Raw genomic sequence first — 19,755 nt, 5'->3', positions numbered from 1 at the left:
CGCAGTTAGTTTTTCTACACAATATCAAGCAATCTACTTCCGGCCTCACCAAGAACATTCGAAACCTTGACGCCAAGTGAAGGCAGCGGGCTATCCCCCCGCCAACCTCGGCAGCAAAAAGATCTCCGCCCCCTGCGGCAGCTCCTTGCTCCACGTGTCACGATAGATCGTGCCGTCGATTGCCACGGCGATCCCCTTGTCGATCCATGGCTCGAAGGCGGGATACTGTTCAGCCAGTTTCCTGAACAGCTCCCTGATGTCCTTGGCCTCGATCTCGACCTTGGTCTTGCCGCCGGCGAGCTGGCCGAGCGCGCCCCATAGGGTGACTTCGACCATCGCTTAAGCTGTGTTGGTATTCAGGTGATGCCGGCCTGCAAATACCAGATACCTCCGCTTCCGGTGCTCACGTACGAAAATTACGCTCCGCTCCGGTTCTCGGAATCCGGCATTTTCGGCTCGGCCTGACCTGAATCTCAACACACCTTGGCCCAAGCTCAGCCTTCCCGTTCCGCCTCGATCGCCGCCAGGATGCGGGGCGGCGACATCGGGATGTGGGTCATGCGCACGCCCGCCGCGTTCGACACCGCGTTGGCGATCGCCGCCAGCGGCGGCACGATCGAGGTTTCGCCCACGCCGCGCACGCCATAGGGGTGGTTGGGGTTGGGGATTTCCAGGATCTGCGTGTCGATCATCGGCAGGTCGGAGCAGACCGGGATGCGATAGTCGAGGAAGCCGGCGTTCTGAAGCCTTCCGTCCTTGCCGTAGATATACTCCTCGTTGAGCGCCCAGCCGATGCCTTGCGCCGCACCGCCCTGGTACTGGCCCTCGACATAGGTCGGGTGCACCGCCTTGCCGGCATCCTGCACCACCGTGTAGCGGATCACCCTGGTCGAGCCGGTCTCGGGGTCGACCTCGATGTCGCATATATGGGTGGCGAAGGAGACGCCGGCGCCGTCGGCGACGAGCTCGCTATGGCCGGCGATCGGGCCGCCGGTCTTGCCGGAGGCCGCCGCGATCTCCTTGAGCGACAGGGCGGCGAGGTTGCCGTATTTCTCGCCCCTGGCTATGGCGTGGCCCTTTTCCCAGACGACGTCGTCGACCGGTATGTCCCAGGTCTGCGCGGCGCGTTCGCGCAGGATCTTGATCGCGTTGCGGGCGGCCGAGATGGTGGCCATGGAGGACGAGAAGGTGCCGCGGCTGCCGTCGGTCATGTCGTTGTAGCCGAGGCTCGACGTGTCTGCGACGATCGCCTTGACCTGGCTGTAGTCGATGCCGAGCTCTTCGGCCGCCACCAGCGACAGCGAGGCGCGCGAGCCGCCGACATCGACCGTCCCGACGGCGAGCGACACCGAGCCGTCCATGCCGATATTGAGGTCGGTGCAGGTCTGGCCGCCGAAATTGAACCAGAAGCCGCAGGCCATGCCGCGTCCCTGGTTCTTGCCCAGCGGCGCCTTCATGTGCGGATGGTCCTTCGCCGCTTCCAGCGTCGGGCCGATGCCGATCGGCCCGTAGACCGGGCCGTAGGAGGAGCGCGTGCCTTCCTGGGCGGCGTTCTTGATGCGGAATTCGACGGCATCCATGCCGAGTTCCTTGGCCAGCTCGTCGACAGCGCTTTCCACCGCGAAGGCCGCCATCGGCGCCGAAGGCGCGCGGTAGGCGGCGGTCTTGGGCCGGTTGACCAGCACTTCGTAGCCGACGGTCTTGACGTTATCGAGCCTGTAGCAGGCGAACGCCGTCATGGCGCCGATCTCCGCCCACATGCCGGCATAAGGGCCGGACGTGTAGCGCAGCGTCGCTTCCGCGGCGGTAATGGTGCCGTCCTTGCGGGCGCCGATCTTGACGTCGATCGAGGTCGCGCTGGTCGGGCCGGAGGCGCGGAACACCTCGTCGCGCGTCATCACCAGCTTCACCGGCCGGCCTGCCTTGCGCGACAAGGCCAGCGCCACCGGCTCGGCCCAGACATGGGTCTTGCCGCCGAAGCCGCCGCCGATCTCCGACGAGGTGACGCGCAGTTTCGAGGCTTCCATGCCGAGCAGCTGAGCGCAATGCTGGCGGTAGACGAAATGCCCCTGCGTGCAGACCCAGAGGTCGGCGGTGCCGTCGGAGCTGACATTGGCGACGCAGGCGTGCGGCTCGATATAGCCCTGATGCGTCTGCTCGGTCTTGAACGAGCGTTCGACGATGAAGTCGGCCTGGCCGAAACCTTCATGCACGTCGCCATGGCCATATTGCGTGCGCTTGGAGACGTTGGATGGCTTGACCGGCTTTTCCTCGAGGCCCTCGGTGAAGATGGCGTCGTTGATGAGCGGCGCGCCATGCTGCATCGCCTCGTCGACATCGGTGACATGCGGCAGGATCTCGTAGTCCACCTCGATCAGCTTCAGCGCCTGCCTGGCGGTGCGCGCATCGACGGCGGCGACCGCGGCCACGGCATGGCCGTCATAGAGCGCCTTGGTGCGCGCCATGCAATTGTCGAGAATGTCGAACATGGCGGCGTCGCCATTGGTCAGGTCGGGCAGGTCGGCGGCGGTGATCACCGCCTTGACGCCGGGCAACTGCTCGGCCTTCGAAGTGTCGATGCCCCTGATCCTGGCATGGGCGTGCGGGCTCCTCAGCACGCGGCCCACCAGCTGGCCGGCCATGCTGAAGTCGGCGCCGTAGCGCGCGCGGCCGGTCACCTTGTCGACGCCGTCGGGCCGGATCGGGCGCGTGCCGACGGATTTGAATTGACGCCCCGAAAAACGCGGATCGAAATTCATCTCAGGCTCCCTTCATCACGGTGGCGGCGTCCTGGACGGCGCGCACGATCTTGTCATAGCCGGTGCAGCGGCAGAGGTTGCCGGCCAGGCCGAAACGTATCTCTTCCTCGCTCGGGTCGGGATTCTTGGCCAACAGGTCCTTGGCCGCGATCAGGAAGCCCGGCGTGCAGATGCCGCATTGCAGCGCCGCATGCTCGAGGAACTTCTGCTGCAGCGTGTGCAGCTGGTCGCCTTGCGCCATGCCCTCGACGGTCTCGATCGTGCGTCCTTCTGCTTCCGCGCCGAGCACCAGGCAGGAGCAGACCAGCCGGTTGTCGAGGATGACGCTGCAGGCGCCGCAGTCGCCGGTGCCGCAGCCTTCCTTGGCGCCGGTCAGGCCGAGCCGGTCGCGCAGCACGTCAAGCAGCGTCTCGTCGGGCTGGCACAGATATTCGTAATTGTCGCCATTGATCGTCGTCGATACTGCTACGCCAGCCATTATTTGCCTCCTGCGCGTTCATAGGCGGTGATCGCGGCCCGTCTGGCCAGCACGCCCGCAACCTTTCTCCGGAACTCGATGGTGCCCCGCTTGTCGTCGATGGGCCGGCAGGCGCCGGCGCACACTGTCGCCAGCCGCTCCAGCGCGGCCTCGTCCAGCTTCCTGCCGATCAGCGCCTCGGCGGCTTCCTCGACCAGCAGCACGGTCGGTGCTGCGGCGCCCAGCGCGACGCGGGCTGCGGTGACGACGCCTTGCTCGTCGAGCGTCAGGTTCACGCCGGCGCTGACCACGGCGATGTCCATCTCCGTGCGCGGAATGAAGCGCAGATAGGCGTCGCCCGAGCGCGCGGCGCGCTTGGGAAGCAGGATCGCCTCGACGATCTCACCCCTGGCGAGCGAGGTCTTGCCCGGTCCGGTCGGCACCGCCTCGACGGGAATGGTGCGCTTGCCGCCCGGCCCGACGATCAACGCCTGGGCCCCGGCCGCGACCAGCGCCGGCACGCTATCTGCCGCCGGCGAGGCGTTGCACAGATTGCCCGCCATGGTGCAGCGGCCCTGAACCTGCTTGGAGCCGATAAGGCTGGCTGCCTCGACGACGCCGGGCCAGGCTTTTTTCAGGGGGGCGTTCTCGCGCAGCGCGGCGCAGGGCACGGTCGCGCCGACGCTGAAGCCTTCGGCGGTCTCGCGGATTTCGCTCAGGCCGTCGATGAGTTTGATGTCGACGATCAGGTCCGGTTCGACAAACCCGCCCTTCATCCTGACCAGGAGGTCGCTGCCTCCGGCAAGGATCGCGGCAGGCCCCGCCGCACCGGCCAATTGGCCGACGGCATCTTCAATTGAAAGCGGACGTATGTAGCGCATCGTCTCCCCTTGGATATCGTGATTTCAGCGACCGTTATAAACACTCTCCCCGTAATGGCTATCGGGTTCGTCATTTGCGGCGATTGGTCCAGGCGCGGCAAGAGCCGGTCCAAAGGCTGGAGCCGAGTGTATTTTTGGTGGCGAAGGGCAGGGCGCGAAGCCTCGCGGCTGGCCGCATTTTAACGTGCGAAGACGAGCGGCGGCGCCAGGCGGTCCCGCCGCAGCCAGCGCGCCAGCAGCAGCGCCGCCACCACGGCCAATCCCAACGACAGCCCCATCCAGATGCCGATGCCATGCAGGCCGAAATGGAAGGCAAGCAGCACGCCGAGCGGCAGGCCGATGCCCCAATAGCCGATGGCGGCGTAGATCATCGGCACCTTGGTGTCGTGCAGGCCGCGCAGCATTCCTGCGGTAACGGCCTGCGCGCCGTCGAACACCTGGAACAGCGCCGCAAAGGCCAGGAACGACACGGCAAGCGCGATCACCCTGGCATTGGCCGGGTTGGCAAGATCGATAAAGGCGCTGATCAGCACATGCGGCCACAGGATCATCACCAGCCCCATCAGCGCCATGAAGGAGACGCTCATGACGAAGGCGGTCCAGCCGGCGCGCGAAACGCCTTCGCGATTTCCCGCGCCATGCGCCAGGCCGACGCGCACCGTCACAGCCTGGTTGAGGCCGAGCGGCACCATGAAGGAGATCGACGCGATCTGGATGGCGATGGCGTGCGCGGCCAGCGAATCCGCGTCGATCAGGCCCATCAGCAGGGCTGCCGCATTGAAGATCGTCACCTCGAAGGCCAGGATGCCGGCGATCGGCAAGCCGAGCCGCAGCAGGCCCATGAAGCGCGGCCAGTCAGAGCGCCAGAACCGCCCGAACAGACGGTAGCGGCGGAACTTCTTCTCCAGCATCACCACGGCGGCCATGCCGGCGAACATCATCGTGCTCGACAGCGAGGTGGCGAGACCGGAGCCGGCTATGCCCATTGCGGGGAAGCCGAGATTGCCGAACATGAACAGCCAGTTGAAGAAGACATTGCAGGCGACGGCGACGAAGACGATCACCAGTGCCCAGCCGGGCCGCTCCAGCGCAGAGATGAACGAGCGCAGCACGATGTAGAAGTAGAACGGCAGCACCGCCCATTCCAGCCAGCGCAGATAGATGCCGGCGTGGTGGGCCAGGAGAGGGTCCTGGCCCATGGCCAGCAGGATGGACTCACCATGCCAGAGGCAGATCCAGATCGGGATGGAGATCAGGATCGCCAGCCAGAGGCCCTGGCGCACGGTGCGACGCAAATCGCGCACCGAATGCCGGCGGCGGCCGAGCTCGGTCGCCATCATCGGCGATGTCGCCAGCATCAGGCCGAGGCCGAAGATCAGCGGCATGAAATAGAGGTTCGCGCCAAGCGCGCCGCTGGCCAGCGTGTCCGGACCGAGCCGGCCCATCATCATCACGTCCGTCGCCGTCATCGCGGTCTGGCCGAGATTGGTCAGAACCATCGGCCAGGCAAGCGCCAGCGTCGCCCTGATTTCCTGACGCCAAGCATGTCCCGGCGCGTGGGCGCGGGCTTCGATCGCAGACATTGTCCTGCTCTTTCCGGGCGCGGCACGTCGGCGAAATGGCCGGAAGCCGCATGTCAACGGCGAGACCTGCGGCTTCGCGGCGTTTGCGCCAGCTTTTGGACGAAACGCGACGCGAAGGCAAGAGAGTGAGCCCGCAACAGGTTGCGCCATGCGCCGCAATCATCTGCCCGTAGAGGAGCATTTCACATGGCGGCAACGGGCTGCTACGAAGTGCGGCAACAGGCGGATGGAGGCAGGGGATGGCGTTCAGGCAGCGAAAAAACCCGGTTGCGATACCGCGCACGGCGCCCGCCTTCGAGCACATCGTCACCGAAGCCAGCGAAAGCTTCCTGTGGCGTCTCGACGACTATCCCTGGGAGCGCAATGTCTGGAATTTCCATCCGGAATACGAAATCCATCTGCTGCGGAAATCCTCCGGCGTGGTTCTGGTCGGCGACCATATCGGCGAGTTCGGACCGGGCTATCTGACCATCGTCGGCGGCGGGCTGCCGCATGATTGGGTGACCTCGGTGCGGCCGGGCGAGCTGATCGAGGGTCGCGACATCGTCCTGCAGTTCGATGCCGAGCGGCTGCGGGGCTGCGCCGGCCTGCTGCCCGAATTGCGCGAACTCGAACCGCTCCTGGAACGGTCGCTGCGCGGCATGGTTTTCCACGGGCAGACGGCGCTCGACGGCGCCGAGCTGATGGAGCGGATGGGCGAGGTGCACGGGCTGACAAGATTTCGCCTGTTCCTCGAGCTTCTGGACCTTCTGGCCACGACCGACGAATACGCGCTCTTGTCATCGCCGGATTTTTCGCCGCTTCTCGACGCGGAATCGCTCGATATCATCCAGCGCTCGCTGACCTATCTGTTCCAGCATTTCGCCGAGGATTTGAAGCTGCCGGACGTGGCTGAACTGGCCGGGATGAGCGAAAGTACATTCTCGCGCTTCTTCCAGAAGAATACCGGCAACTCGTTCAGCGACCACGTCGCCAAGCTGAGGCTCTGGCAGGCCTGCAAACTGCTGGCCGACACCGATGTCCCAATCACCGACATCTGCTTCCAAGTCGGCTACATGAACATTTCCAACTTCAACCGTGCCTTCATGCGCAAGCACAAGATGACGCCTTCGTCCTATCGCCGCCTGTCCCGCCAGCGCCTGACGATGCGCGGATGACTCGTCTGTCGCATGCAATCGATACTCATGTGACAGGCTGAGCTGACGGGCGCGGCATTTTGCAGCGCACAATGCATAAAAGTACAGGTGTGCTGCAACGGGGCTTCTAGCTTGGTTCGTCCCGACTGCGCATCTTGGCGCTGGGCAGCATGTCTCTCGGGCGATGGTGAGGATCGCGCATTCCGGGGACGACGCTTCCCGCGACCTGTTCCTGGAGGAGAAAAGATCATGACGACAATCCGGCTTGCCGCCCGCCTTGGCGCGGCCCTTATGCTTTCCACGACCGTTTCCACCATCGCCCTGGCACAGGCGCCGGTCTGCTCCGCGCCGGTCAAGGTGCTGGCGCAGCCCCGCGACGGCCTGACCCTGCTGGAGGAGTCCAAGGACGAGTTCCAGAAGCTCGCCGGCGCCAGCTTCCAGATCGACTATCTGAACGAGAACGATCGCCGCGCGAAGTCGCGCGCCGATGCCTCCACCGTCGGCAACTACAATGTCTACTACGTCGACGAGGCCAACGTCGCGCTGTTCGCCTCGTCGAAATGGATCGTGCCGCTGGCCGATTACTACCCCGCCGATTACGACTATGCCGATTTCGATCCGGGCCGCCAGAAGGTCGCCACCTATGACGGCAAGGTCTGGTTCGCGCCTCTGACCGGCGGTGGCGATCTGATGGTCTATCGCAAGGATATTCTGGAAGCGGCCGGCATCCAGCCGCCGAAGACGCTGGACGAGCTGATCGCCGACGTGCCGAAGCTGACCAACCCCGACAAGGGCATTTACGGCATCGCCCTGCGCGGCGCGCGCGGTTCGGGCGCCAATGTCTGGCGCTGGATGCCATTCTTCAAGGCCTATGGCGGCAAGTGGTTCGACGGCGACAAGCCGGTCTTCAATTCGGAGGCCGCCGTCAAAGCGACGGAAACCTATCTCAAGCTGTTCAAGGATTCAGCGCCGGGCACGCAGACCGGCAGCTGGGATGAATCGACCGGCGCCTTCCTGTCGGGCCAGGTCGCCATCCTGGTCGAATCGACGCCGCTATCGGGCATGGCAGTTGATCCGAAGACCTCGCAGGTAGTCGGCAAGATCGGCTTCCTGCCGCCGCCTTCGCCGCTTCCCGGCGGCGGCTACGGCCACGGCCTCGCCATCGCGGCAAAGGCCAATGCCGACGACGCTTCGAAGAAATGCGCCGGCCTGTTCATCGCCTGGGCGACTTCGAAGGAAAACGAGAAGCGCCGGCTCGACGCCCATCAGTTCGGCGAGCTGAACCGCACCAGCGTGCTCTCCAGCAAGGAATTCGCCGACATTTACGGCGCCGACCTCGGCCAGGCCCTGGCCGAGACCGGCAAGGTGACGGCGGTGAACTTCTGGCAGGACCCGCGCTGGCCCGACCTTGGCGACCGCTGGGGCATCATCCTCGAGGAACTGGTCACCGGTACGCGCACCGACATCAAGGGCGGCCTCGACGAGCTTGATGCCTATGCCAAGCAGCTGGTGAAGAAATAGGCCATCCTCCCCTGCGGCGCACGGGTCCGCGGCATCAATGGGATGCCGGGATCGGTGCGTCGCGGGACTTCTCGTCATCGCCGCTGAGCCGCAGCCAGGGATAGACAGATGCCGCGACGCTCCTCCTTGCCGGTCACCTTCGTCGTGCCGACGCTCGTCATTCTCCTGATCCTGTCGATGGTGCCGACGCTCTACGCGATCGTCATCGCCCTGCAGAACCGCGAGCTCAGCTCGGCGGACTATTCCTATGTCTGGTTCTCGAATTTCTACGATCTGTTCTCTGACCGCCGCTTCCTCAACGCCGTCTGGGTGTCGGTGAAGTGGGAGATCGTCACCGTGGCCGCGACGATGACGGTGGCCATCGGGCTTGGCGTCCTGATGTTCGAGGTCGCCTCGCCGCGCCTGCGCAACATCTACTGCCTTCTGTTCATCATCCCGGTGCTTTTGCCGCGCGTCTCGGCGGCCTTCGTCTGGAAATTCGCCTACCATCCGCTCTACGGCATCGCCACCTATCCCTACCGGCTACTCACCGGGGGGATGATCTTCGATCCGCTGTCCAAGCCCGCCACGGCGCTCTTCGCCGTGGCGTCGGTCGATGTCTGGCAATGGGGCCTGTTCTTCGCCGTCATCGTTTTGAAGCTATTGGAAACTTTGCCGCGACAGCCGATCGAGGCGGCGCGGCTCGACCATGCCAGAAGCTGGCAGATCCACGCCTATGTCACCTTGCCGATGCTGAAGGCGCCACTGGTCAGCCTGATGTTCGTCAAGATGATCGAATCGCTGCGATCCTTCGACCTGATTTACGTCATGACCCGTGGCGGGCCGGGCGTAGCGACCGAGACACTCGACATGTACGCCTTCTCTCAGGGCTTCATCGAGTCCGGCAAGGTGTCCTATGCCTCGGCGATGGCCGTGCTGATGATGGTCGCCACCGTCATCACCTTCACCATGCTGTGGAAGCGGGTGCAGGCATGAGGCGGCCTCGCACCGGAGTGGGCCGCCTGTTGGGCAAGGCGGTGCTGGCCTTCGCGGGTTTCATGGCGGTTTTTCCGCTGTTGTGGACAGCGCTGAATTCGCTGAAGAACAATGTCGACATCATCACCCGGGTCCCGCGCGTGGTGTTCACGCCGACCCTTGCCAACATCAGCTATATCCTCGGCCGAGACAGCGTCCTGACCGGTCTCTACAATTCGGTCGTCGCCTGCGGCGTGGCGGTGCTGGTCGGCGTGGTGCTCGGCCTGCCAGCCGCTTATGCGGTGGCGCGCTACCCGAACCGCTGGGCCGGCGACATCCAATTCTTCGTTCTGTCGCTGCGCTTCCTGCCGCCGGTCGCGGTCGCCATCCCGCTGATGGTCATCTGGCTGCAGGTCGGCCTCTACGACACGCTCGCCGCGCTCATCGTCACCTACAGCCTGCTCACCATCTCGGTCATCATGTGGCTGGCCATTCCCGCCTTCCAGGCTGTGCCGAAGGAGGTCGAGGAAGCGGCCTTCGTCGACGGCTACGGCGCCTATTCGGTGTTCTGGAGGATTGCGCTGCCGGTTGCGGCGCGCTCGCTCGCCGGCGCTGTCGCCTTCAGCTTCGTGCTGGTCTGGAACGAGTTCCTGATCGCGCTGATGCTGTCGAGCTCCAACGCCAAGACCTTGCCGATCGTTGCGTCGGAACTCTCCCAGCAGGGCATGAACGTGCCGTGGGGGATCCTCAATGCCTCGGTCGTGCTGCTGTCGCTGCCGCCGCTGCTGTTTCTCGGCGTGCTGAGCGGCTTCCTGAATTCCGTTTTCCGGCAAAAAAAGACTTGAAGCGAGGACGAGACGATGCGGGCATTGGTGCTTGAGAAGAAGGGCGAACTGGCCCTGCGCGAGATCGCGCTGCCGCTCGATGTGGGGCCGGACGATGTCAGGATCGCCATCCATACGGTCGGCGTCTGCGGCAGCGACGTGCACTATTACACGCATGGCGCCATCGGCAGCTATGTCGTACGCGCGCCGATGGTGCTCGGTCACGAGGCTTCCGGAACAATTGTGCAGGTCGGCGCCAACGTGACGAGGCTGAAGGTTGGCGACCGCGTTTGCATGGAGCCGGGCGTGCCAAACCTGTCGTCACGCGCAACCAAGCTCGGCATCTACAATGTCGATCCAGACGTCTCCTTCTGGGCAACGCCGCCGGTGCATGGCGTGCTCGCGCCCTACACCGTGCATCCGGCCGCGTTCACCTACAGGCTGCCGGACAATGTCTCCTTCGCCGAAGGGGCGATGGTCGAGCCCTTTGCCATCGGCATGCAGGCGGCGTCCCGCGCCCGCATCGTGCCAGGCGACGTCGCCGTCGTCATCGGCTGCGGTCCGATTGGCATCATGATTGCGCTGGCGGCTCTCGCCGGCGGTTGCTCGAAGGTGCTGATCTCCGACTTCTCGGCCCCCAAGCTGGAGATCGCGGCGCGTTATTCCGGCATCGCTCCCGTCAATATCGGTGAGCGGTCACTGGCCGACGCAGTCTCCGAAGCGACCGACAATTGGGGCGCCGACATCGTGTTCGAGGCGAGCGGCAGCCCGAAGGCCTTTGCCGATCTGTTCGATGTCGTACGCCCCGGAGGCGCGGTGGTGCTGGTCGGGTTGCCGGTGGAGCCGGTTACCGTCAACGTTCCGGCTGCGATATCGAAGGAGGTTCGCATCGAGACGGTATTCCGCTACGCCAACATCTTCGACCGCGCCCTGCAACTCATCGCCTCCGGCAAGGTCGACCTCAATCCGCTTATCACCGGAACCTATGCCTTCGACGACAGCATCGAGGCGTTCGAGCGGGCCGCGGCGGGCAAGCCGGAAGACGTCAAGCTGCAGATCCTGATTTCGAGCGAAAAGGCCTGACAGAGCCATGTCCGCGATCGTCTGTTCTCATGTCGACAAATCCTATGGCGCCACTTCGGTCATCCGCGATCTTAATTTGAGCATCGAGGAACACGAATTCGTCGTCTTCCTCGGCCCTTCCGGTTGCGGCAAGTCCACTTTGCTGAGGATGCTGGCCGGGCTGGAGGATATCAGCGGCGGCGAGATCTCGATCGGCGGTACGGTGGTCAATGACCTCGATCCGGGCGACCGTGGCGTCGCCATGGTGTTCCAGAACTACGCGCTCTATCCGCATATGACGATCTTCGACAACATCGCCTTCGGTCTGAAGCGGCAGAACGTGCCGAAGGCCGAAATCCGGCAGCGCGTGGGCGCCGTCTCGACGACGCTGGGTCTCGATCCCTATCTCGATCGCAAGCCGGCCGAGCTGTCCGGCGGGCAGCAGCAGCGCGTCGCCATCGCGCGCGCCATGATCAAGACACCAAAAGTGTTCCTGTTCGATGAGCCGCTGTCCAACCTGGACGCAAAACTGCGCAACCATATGCGCGTCGAGATCGCGCGGCTGCACCAGTCGTTGAACACGACCACCGTCTACGTCACCCATGACCAGCTGGAGGCGATGACGCTCGCGGATCGCATCGTCCTCTTGCGAGATGGCAGGATCGAGCAGATCGGTTCGCCGGCGGAAATCTACGAGCGCCCGGGCAATCTGTTCGTGGCGGGGTTCATCGGAACCCCGAACATGAACTTCATCGATGTGACGATCGGCCGGGACGGCGACGCCTGGACGCTGACCAATGCCGGAACGGTCTTCACCATCTCAGGCGAACGCTTCAGGCTACAGCAGGGTGAGCGCGCCGTCCTTGGGATAAGGCCGCCCGACCTCGTCGCCGCCAGTCCCGGCGCGTCAGGAAATCTCCTGGAAGGGACGGCCGATCTCATCGAATTCCACGGCAATGACGCGCTGGTGACGTTCTGCTTGGGCGGCAAGGAAATCAGTGCGCTGGTGCCGAGCCGTGCCTGCCCGGCCATCCGCGCCGACGTCCGCTACGGTTTCGATGAATCGAGCCTGCACCTGTTCGATGCGCAATCCGGCATGTCCCTGCGCCGACAGTAACAACGAGGATTGCTAGCGAATCGCGTCCAGCATCCGCCGCTGCCGGTGCATTTCAAGGAAGACCCTGTAGTCGCGGTCGAAGCGTCCGGCGGCTGCCTGGTTCGATCCTCGCGTCTTGCCACCTTGCTGCATGGCAACGCAGGCGGCGTTGAGGTCCGGGAAAAGCCCGGCGGCGGTAGCCGCGACCATGCCGGTGCCGAGTAGCACCGCCTCGTCGGCCAGAGGCTCGACCACCGTGCAGCCGGTTGCGTCGGCATAGAGTTCCATCAGTAACGGGTTCTTGGTGTGGCCACCGGTGACGTGCAGCGTGTCGATCAGGTAGCCGTTCTCGTTCAGCGCCTCCAGCACATGGCGCACCCCGAGCGCGATGCCGACGGCGGTGCGCCAGTAGAGCTTGCACAAGCTGTCGAACGAGGAATCCAGCGTCAGCCCGCTGACGACGCCGATCGCATGCGGATCGGCGAGAGGCGAGCGGTTGCCGTGGAAGTCCGGCAGCACATGCAGCCTGGCGGCGAGGTTGTCACCTTCGGCTGCGCGCAGTTCTGTGACGCGCCTGGCGATCCGGGCATGCATGGCGGCGTCCGGCTCGCCGCCCGCGCCGTGCCAGCGAATGATGTGGTCGAGCAGAGCGCCGGTGGCCGACTGGCCGCCTTCCGAGAGCCAGAGCTTCGGCAGTGCGGCACCGTAATAAGGCCCCCAGACCCCGGCGAAGGGCTGCGGATCGGGCGACATCGCCATGACGCAGCTCGACGTTCCGGCAATCAGCGCAAGGTGCCGGCCGATATTCTGTTCGTCACCGGCAAAGCCGCCGAGCACGCCAAGCGCGCCGGCATACGCGTCGATGAGCCCCGCGCCGACCCGGCACGTCTCGCTCAGCCCAAGCTCTGCCGCCGCCTGCGCCGTCAGATGGCCGATATCGGCGCCGACGGCGCTGGCCCGTTCGGGCAGATTGCCGTGCTCGAACAGATCATCGAGACCGACGATGTCGAAGAAATCGCGCCGCCAAGCCCTGTCTTCATGCGCCAGATAGGTCCATTTGGCCGTCAGCGTGCATTGCGAGCGGGCCAGCGAGCCGGTCGCCTGCCACGTCAGGAAGTCGGCCAGGTCGAACAGATAGCTGGCTTCATTCCAACTGTCAGGCAGGTTGCGCTTCAGCCACATCAGCTTCGGCGTCGCCATTTCCGGCGACATGACCCCGCCTATGTAATTCAGCACGGCATGTCCGCTCGCGGTGCATTCGTCGGCTTCCGCTATGGCGCGATGATCGAGCCAGACGATCGTATCCCAGCGCCTCTCGCCCGTGGTGGAAACGCTGAGCTGATCCCCTTGCCGGTCCCGCACGACAAGCGAGCAGGTGGCATCGAAGGAAATGCCGACGATGTCTTGCGCGCCGACGCCTGATTTTTCGCGTGCGGCACGCACCGCGGTGCAGACCGCCGACCAGATGTCGCGCGAATCATGCTCGGCGTGATCGGGCTTCGGCTGGTTCATCAGGATTGGATGCTCGGCGCGTCCAAGCAAGCTACCGCTGGTGTCGAGAATGCCCGCGCGAGCGCTCCCGGTGCCGACATCGACCGCGCAAACGAAATTCTTCAAGACGCTCTTACTCTCGCTCCCAGGCCTGCAATCAGATCGGGCAATTGCAGCATGTTAGCGAATATAGAGTCCGGCTGCATCGACGCAAGGCGCACTTGCAGCGCCGGGTTGCCGGCATGGGAACCCCCGGTGAAGGCGAAGACCGCCATGCCTGCCGCTTGCGCCGCCGCGATGCCCGCCGGGCTGTCCTCGATGACAAGGCAATGCCGTGGCTCGACATGCATGGAGGCTGCGGCATAGAGAAAGAGATCCGGCTCCGGCTTGCCTTGCGCCACCATGCTTGCACTGAACAGATGCGGTTCCAGAAGGCCGAGCAGTCCGGTGACATCAAGCGCGTGGCGGATGCGGTCGAGCGTACCCGACGAGGCGACGCAGCAGGGAAGGTCGAGCCTCGGCAGCATCTCCCTGACGCCCGGCATCGGTTTCAGTTCTTCGCGGAACCGGCGCATGAGATCGACCTGCATTTCAGCAAGGCGGCTATCGGCGATGTCGAGGCCGAATTCGCGACAGAGGATCTCGCGCACGCTTTTCGTGCTCTTGCCGAGAAAATGCTCGTAGGCGAGGTCGTCGCTGACGCTGCCGCCGGCAAGTTGGATCATGGCGAGCAGGGCCGAGACGGAAAGCGCCTCACTGTCGACCAGCACGCCATCGCAGTCGAAGATGACGAGTTCAGGCGCCATAGCGTGAAACGGCGGTCAGAGGCTGCCGGCGAGATAGCGCGTCAGCGTGGCGCGTGTGCCGTCCGCCCAGAGCATTTTGAGGGCGTGGCCGAAGGCCTCGACAAAAGCGGTCGCCCGGCCGACATCACCGTAAATATCCTCCATGGCCAGCCATGCGGCCGGCGCATCCTTTGCCGCCCTTGCCGTTGCCTGCAGCCGGTCCCAGCTTGGGTCGTTGGGCTCGATGACCGCGCCGCTGTCGGTCGTGCCGAAGCAGTAGCGGCACCAGAGCGCCGATTCCAGCGCCAAGCCGGCGACGCCCTGTCCGGCCTTCAACCGGTCGGCAATGGTCGGGATGATGAATTTCGGCTGCCGGTTCGAGCCGTCCAGGCAAAGCCGCCGCACCGTGTCGCCGATCTTGGGATTGGAGAAGCGCTTGTCGATGAGCTGGTAGTAGTTTTCCAGCACAGTGTCTGGAACGGGCGGTACGGTCGGGATGATCTCGTCATGCTCGAGCTTGTCGAGAAAGCCGCGCACCAAAGGCTCCTGCATCGCTTCATGGACGAAATGAATGTCCATCAGCCCGGCCGGGTAGGCGATGGTGGCATGGCCGCCATTGAGGATGCGTATCTTCATCAGTTCATAGGGCGCGACATCCCTGACGAACTGCACGCCGACCTTTTCCAGCGGCGGACGGCCGTCGGTGAAATGATCTTCCAGCACCCATTGCCGGAACGGCTCGCAGAACACCGGCCAATTGTCCTCCAGCCCGAAATCCTTGGCCAGGATGCCGCGTTCGCGATCCGTGGTGGCCGGCGTGATCCGGTCGACCATGGCGTTCGGAAAGGCGACATGCTCGCCGACCCAATTTGCCAGGTCCTCGTCGATAAGCCGGGCAAGGCCGATGACGCCGTCGGAGGTGACGTGGCCGTTGTGAGGGATGTTGTCGCAGGACATGACGGTGAACGGCACGGTGCCCTCGTCACGCCGGCGCACCAGCCCGGCAAGGATGATGCCGAACACGGTCTTCGGCGTGGCGCCCGGCTGCGCATCTGCGACGATGTCGGGATGGGCCGGATTGAACACGCCAGAAGCCGGGTCGATGAAATAGCCGCCCTCTGTGATGGTCAGCGAAACGATCCGGATCGCCGGGTCGGCAAGCCGTTTGATGATCCCGGCCGGGTCTCCCGGTGTCAGGAAGTCGATCATGGAGCCGGTGACACGGGCGCTCATATGGCCCTCGTCCTGCTCGACCACCGTGGTCAGCCAGTCCTGTTCTTCAAGCTTGGCGCGGCCGACCTTCTCGCCCTCGAACACGCCGGCCCCGACCAGCGCCCAGTCGTGGCCGAGGCCCGAATTGAACAGGTCGTCGAGATAGACGGCCTGGTGCGAGCGATGGAAATTGCCGACGCCGAAATGCACGATGCCGGCCTTGAGCGAGGCGCGATCGTATTTAGGGCCGGCGACCTTGGCCGGCAGGTTCGCCAGCGCCTCGGACGAGAGTTTCGTAGCCATGGTTCACTCCTTCGCCGGCAAAGCCGGAACGCATACGGTCAGCTCATCCACTGGCCGCCGTCGACATTGTAAGTCTGGGCGACGATGTATTCGGCCTCGCTGCTGGCCAGGAAGATCGCCATGCCGGTCAGATCTTGCGGCTTGCCCATGCGGCCGTAAGGGACGCCCTCGCCGACAAGACGCTTCTTCTCGCCCCTCGGGCGGTTCTCGTATTTGGCGAACAGCGCATCGACCTGGTCCCACATGTCGCTGTCGACCACCCCGGGCGCGATGCCATTGACGTTGATGCGGTGCTTGATCAGGTCGAGCCCCGCCGACTGGGTCAGCGAGATGACGGCGGCCTTGGTAGCGCAATAGACCCCGACCGGCGGTTCGCCGCGTCGCCCGGCCTGGCTCGCCATGTTGATGATCCTGCCGCCCTTGCCCCGCGCGATCATCGAGCGGGCCGCTGCCTGCAACATGAAAAGCGTGCCGGCGACATTGACGGAGAACAGTTTCTCGTAACTCGCCCGGGTGATGTCGACGATCGGCGCCAGGTCGAACAAGGCGGCGTTGTTGATCAGGATGTCGAGCCCGCCGGTCTTGGTCTCGACCGCCTTTACCGCGGCGTCGATCGAGGCCTGATCGCTAACGTCGAGCATGACCGCATAGGCCCTGCCGCCGATCTCGGCGGCCGTCTTTTCCGCCGCCTCCAGGTTGATGTCGGCAATGGCAACAGTGGCGCCTTCGCCGGCATAGGCCTCGGCGAACGCCCGGCCGATGCCACGGGCGGCCCCGGTGATCAGCGCCGATTTGCCGGCCAGGCGCATGCTCACATCGCCTTTCCGTCAGAGCCGAAGCGGTGCAGCTTGGCCTTTTCCGGCGTCAGGTAGATCGTGTCGCCGTGGTGAACGGCGAGTTCACCGTCCGCCCGCACCGTCAGGGGGCCGACGCCATCGGCCTGGACATGCAGGAAGGTATCGGAGCCGAGATGCTCGGCAACGCCGACTGTCGCCTTCCATTCGCCTTCGGTGGTCGAGATGCCCATATGTTCGGGACGGATGCCGATCGTCTTGGCGCCGTATTTGGCGGCCGGCGCGCCTTCCACAAGGTTCATCTTCGGCGAGCCGATGAAGCCGGCGACGAACAGGTTCTTCGGTGTCTTGTAGAGCTCCATCGGCGAGCCGACCTGCTCGATGTTGCCGGCGTTCAGCACCACGATCTTGTCGGCCATAGTCATAGCCTCGACCTGATCATGGGTCACGTAGATCATCGTGGTCTTGAGTTGCTGGTGCAACTCGCTGATTTCCAGCCTCATGGTGCCGCGAAGCGCTGCGTCGAGGTTGGACAGCGGCTCGTCGAACAGGAAGGCGGTCGGCTGCCGCACGATGGCACGGCCGATGGCGACGCGCTGGCGCTGGCCGCCGGAAAGCTGGCCCGGCCGGCGCTCGAGATAATTGGTCAGGTTGAGCACGCGCGCCGCGTCTCCCACCTTTTTGTCGATGGTGGCCTTGTCCTCGCCTGCCATCTTCAGCGGGAAGCCGATGTTCTTGGCCACCGTCATGTGCGGATAGAGCGCGTAGGACTGGAACACCATGGCGAGCTTTCGCTTTGCCGGCGCCTCGCCGGTGACATCGCGCCCATCGATGTTGATGGTGCCGCCGCTGGTGTCTTCCAGCCCCGCGATCAGCCGCAGCAACGTCGACTTGCCGCAACCGGACGGGCCGACGAAGACGACGAATTCGCCATTTTCGATAACCAGATCGAGGCCGGGGATGATGGAGGTCGTTCCGAAGGACTTCGAGACGTTCTTGAGCGTGATGTTTCCCATGGTTTCCTCCCCGAGGGGTTGTTTTTCGCCGGCTTCTTCAAGCAGCGTTGGTTACTTCACGGCGCCAAAGGTCAGGCCCCGCACCAGCTGCTTCTGACTGAACCACCCCATGATCAGGATCGGCGCGATGGCCAGCGTCGAGGCGGCGGAAAGCTTTGCCCAGAACAGGCCTTGCGGGCTGGAAAACGAGCTGATGAAGGCGGTGAGCGGCGCGGCCTCCGTCGTGGTTAGCCGGATCGTCCAGAACGCCTCGTTCCAGGCCAGGATGATGTTGAGCAGCATCGTCGAGGCGATGCCTGGCACCGCCATCGGCGTCAGCACATAGATGATCTCGTTCCACAGCGAGGCGCCGTCCATGCGCGCGGCCTCCAGGATCTCGCCCGGGATTTCGCGGAAGTAGGTGTAGAGCATCCACACCACGATCGGCAGGTTGATCAGCATCAGCATGATCATCAGTCCGATGCGGCTGTCGAGCAGGCCGAGATTGCGGAAGATCAGGTAGATCGGAAACAGCACGGCCACCGCCGGCATCATCTTGGTGGAGAGCATCCACATCAATATGTCCTTGGTCCGCTTCGTCGGCGAAAACGCCATCGACCATGCCGCCGGAATGGCGACCAGCAGGGCCAGGATGGTCGAACCCAGCGACAGGATCACCGAGTTCATGAAGAACTTGAAATAGCCGCTCTGCGCCTGGACCTCGGCATAGCTCTCGAATGTTCCCGACGGGATGAGGCTGAAGCCCTGGATGGCCTCCTGCTCCGACTTGAACGAGGTGATGATCGTGTAGAGGATCGGAAAGAAGATCAGCAGGGCAACGATCCAGGCGGCGATTGTCGCGACTGTCTTGTGTCGGGTGGTGACTGCACGTGCCATTTGTCTTCCCCTATCTGTCCAGGTTCTTGCCGACGGCGCGCATGGCGAAGAAGGCGACGATGTTGGCGAGGATGACGGCGATCACACCGCCCGCGGAGGCCTGGCCGATTTTGAACTCCAGCAGCGCCTTCTGGTAGACGAGGAAGGGCAGGTTGGTGGAGGCATATCCAGGGCCGCCATTGGTGGTGACCAGGATCTCGGCATAGACGGAAAGCAGGAAGATCGTCTGGATCAGGATGACGACGGTGATGGCGCGCGACATGTGCGGCAGCGTCAGATAGATGAAGCGGCTGACGAAGCCGGCGCCGTCCATCTCGGCGGCCTCCTTCTGCTCGCCATCGAGCGACTGCAGGGCCGTCAACAGGATGAGGGTCGCGAAGGGCAGCCACTGCCAGGCGACGATGATGATGATGGCCAGCATCGGATGCTGCCCGAACCAGTCGATCGGCTGGGCGCCGAAGAAGCGCGCTATGTCGGCAAACACCCCATATTGCGGGTGCATGATCATGTTCTTCCAGACCAGCGCGGCCACCGGTGGCATGACGAAGAACGGCGATATGACGAGGATGCGCACAATGCCCTGGCCCCACATCGGCTGGTCGATCAGCAGCGCCAGCAGGATGCCGCCGATCACCGTGATCAACAGCACGCTGACCACCAGCGTCAGCGTGTTGAGGATCGACTGCAGGAAGGCCGGGTTGGAGTAGAATAGCGCGTAATTGGAAAGGCCGACGAAGCCGTCTCGGATCGGGTTCAGCGGATTGTACTGCTGGAACGAAAAATAGACGGTGATGACCAGCGGCACGATCATCCAGACGAACAGCAACAGGACGGACGGCGCCATCATGAAGCGGGCAAGCGAACGGGTCTGCTGAGTAGCCATCACGGTCACCCTTCACTGGTCGGACTGAATTTTTCAGAGGCGGGATGAGCGGCCGCCCGAACTGGGATTCGGGCGGCCGTCGCCGGGCCCGGGGCGGCCGGCGGTAGGCGCCCGGCGGCGCC

General features: G+C 64.2%; 18 protein-coding genes. 6 read left to right on the top strand and 12 right to left on the bottom strand.

The features are described 5' to 3' along the window. Window positions 1-90: 90 nt before the first annotated feature. The 5 genes from LB513_RS18885 to LB513_RS18865 form a co-directional block, all read right to left on the bottom strand. Entirely contained in the window at window positions 91-336 is a 246-nt protein-coding gene (locus LB513_RS18885; RefSeq protein WP_224665024.1) for a MoaD/ThiS family protein, read from the bottom strand. Between the two features lie 158 nt (window positions 337-494). Then, entirely contained in the window at window positions 495-2,759 is a 2,265-nt protein-coding gene (locus LB513_RS18880) for a xanthine dehydrogenase family protein molybdopterin-binding subunit (protein ID WP_224665023.1), read from the bottom strand. 1 nt (window position 2,760) lies between these two features. Then, window positions 2,761-3,237: a (2Fe-2S)-binding protein gene (locus LB513_RS18875; protein WP_224665022.1), complete on the bottom strand. Its 477-nt coding sequence runs from the start codon at window positions 3,235-3,237 to the stop codon at window positions 2,761-2,763. Then, entirely contained in the window at window positions 3,237-4,097 is an 861-nt protein-coding gene (locus LB513_RS18870) for an FAD binding domain-containing protein (RefSeq protein ID WP_224665021.1), read from the bottom strand. Before LB513_RS18870 ends, LB513_RS18875 begins: the two co-directional genes overlap by 1 nt. A gap of 179 nt (window positions 4,098-4,276) precedes the next feature. Next, window positions 4,277-5,680, bottom strand: a complete 1,404-nt coding sequence (locus tag LB513_RS18865) for an MATE family efflux transporter (RefSeq protein WP_224665020.1) — start codon at window positions 5,678-5,680, stop codon at window positions 4,277-4,279. Between the two features lie 239 nt (window positions 5,681-5,919). On the opposite strand from LB513_RS18865, the gene LB513_RS18860 reads away from it, so the two are divergent. From LB513_RS18860 to LB513_RS18835, 6 genes are all read left to right on the top strand, one after another. Beyond that, a complete protein-coding gene (locus tag LB513_RS18860; RefSeq protein WP_224665019.1) occupies window positions 5,920-6,837 on the top strand; it encodes an AraC family transcriptional regulator in 918 nt (305 codons plus the stop codon). A 228-nt stretch (window positions 6,838-7,065) separates the two neighbouring features. Continuing rightward, window positions 7,066-8,337, top strand: coding sequence for an ABC transporter substrate-binding protein (locus LB513_RS18855; RefSeq protein ID WP_411962724.1), 1,272 nt, complete (start codon window positions 7,066-7,068; stop codon window positions 8,335-8,337). A 108-nt stretch (window positions 8,338-8,445) separates the two neighbouring features. After that, window positions 8,446-9,312, top strand: a complete 867-nt coding sequence (locus LB513_RS18850) for a carbohydrate ABC transporter permease (RefSeq protein WP_224665018.1) — start codon at window positions 8,446-8,448, stop codon at window positions 9,310-9,312. Then, window positions 9,309-10,136 (top strand): carbohydrate ABC transporter permease, encoded by an 828-nt coding sequence (locus LB513_RS18845; protein ID WP_224665017.1) that lies wholly within the window; start codon window positions 9,309-9,311, stop codon window positions 10,134-10,136. Before LB513_RS18850 ends, LB513_RS18845 begins: the two co-directional genes overlap by 4 nt. 15 nt (window positions 10,137-10,151) lie before the next feature. After that, on the top strand, window positions 10,152-11,198 hold the full coding sequence (locus LB513_RS18840; RefSeq protein ID WP_224665016.1) for an NAD(P)-dependent alcohol dehydrogenase: 1,047 nt from the start codon (window positions 10,152-10,154) through the stop codon (window positions 11,196-11,198). Between the two features lie 7 nt (window positions 11,199-11,205). After that, complete coding sequence (locus LB513_RS18835) at window positions 11,206-12,294, top strand: ABC transporter ATP-binding protein (protein ID WP_224665015.1); 1,089 nt, start codon at window positions 11,206-11,208, stop codon at window positions 12,292-12,294. A gap of 12 nt (window positions 12,295-12,306) precedes the next feature. On the opposite strand, the gene LB513_RS18830 is transcribed toward LB513_RS18835, so the two are convergent. From LB513_RS18830 to LB513_RS18800, 7 genes are read right to left on the bottom strand one after another with little or no spacing between them, the layout of a single operon-like run. Further along, window positions 12,307-13,890 carry an FGGY-family carbohydrate kinase gene (locus LB513_RS18830; protein ID WP_224665014.1) on the bottom strand — a complete coding sequence of 528 codons (1,584 nt, stop codon included), beginning with the start codon at window positions 13,888-13,890 and terminating at the stop codon, window positions 12,307-12,309. Then, on the bottom strand, window positions 13,887-14,570 hold the full coding sequence (locus tag LB513_RS18825) for an HAD family hydrolase (RefSeq protein ID WP_224665013.1): 684 nt from the start codon (window positions 14,568-14,570) through the stop codon (window positions 13,887-13,889). Before LB513_RS18825 ends, LB513_RS18830 begins: the two co-directional genes overlap by 4 nt. Before the next feature lie 15 nt (window positions 14,571-14,585). Next, window positions 14,586-16,064 (bottom strand): mannitol dehydrogenase family protein, encoded by a 1,479-nt coding sequence (locus LB513_RS18820; protein ID WP_224665012.1) that lies wholly within the window; start codon window positions 16,062-16,064, stop codon window positions 14,586-14,588. A gap of 38 nt (window positions 16,065-16,102) precedes the next feature. Continuing rightward, window positions 16,103-16,873 (bottom strand): L-iditol 2-dehydrogenase, encoded by a 771-nt coding sequence (locus LB513_RS18815; protein WP_224665207.1) that lies wholly within the window; start codon window positions 16,871-16,873, stop codon window positions 16,103-16,105. 2 nt (window positions 16,874-16,875) lie between these two features. Continuing rightward, the gene (locus tag LB513_RS18810) at window positions 16,876-17,874 is read right to left on the bottom strand and encodes an ABC transporter ATP-binding protein (RefSeq protein WP_224665011.1); all 999 of its coding nucleotides are present in this window, start codon (window positions 17,872-17,874) and stop codon (window positions 16,876-16,878) included. Between the two features lie 51 nt (window positions 17,875-17,925). Further along, on the bottom strand, window positions 17,926-18,750 hold the full coding sequence (locus tag LB513_RS18805; RefSeq protein WP_224665010.1) for a carbohydrate ABC transporter permease: 825 nt from the start codon (window positions 18,748-18,750) through the stop codon (window positions 17,926-17,928). A 10-nt stretch (window positions 18,751-18,760) separates the two neighbouring features. Then, entirely contained in the window at window positions 18,761-19,633 is an 873-nt protein-coding gene (locus LB513_RS18800; RefSeq protein WP_224665009.1) for a carbohydrate ABC transporter permease, read from the bottom strand. Window positions 19,634-19,755 lie beyond the last annotated feature (122 nt).

The organism is Mesorhizobium sp. ES1-1 (assembly GCF_020164785.1).
In the GTDB taxonomy this organism is placed as follows: Bacteria; Pseudomonadota; Alphaproteobacteria; order Rhizobiales; family Rhizobiaceae; genus Mesorhizobium.
The sequence above is the reverse complement of the archived record's forward strand: the minus strand, read 5'-3'. Positions and strand labels throughout refer to the sequence as shown.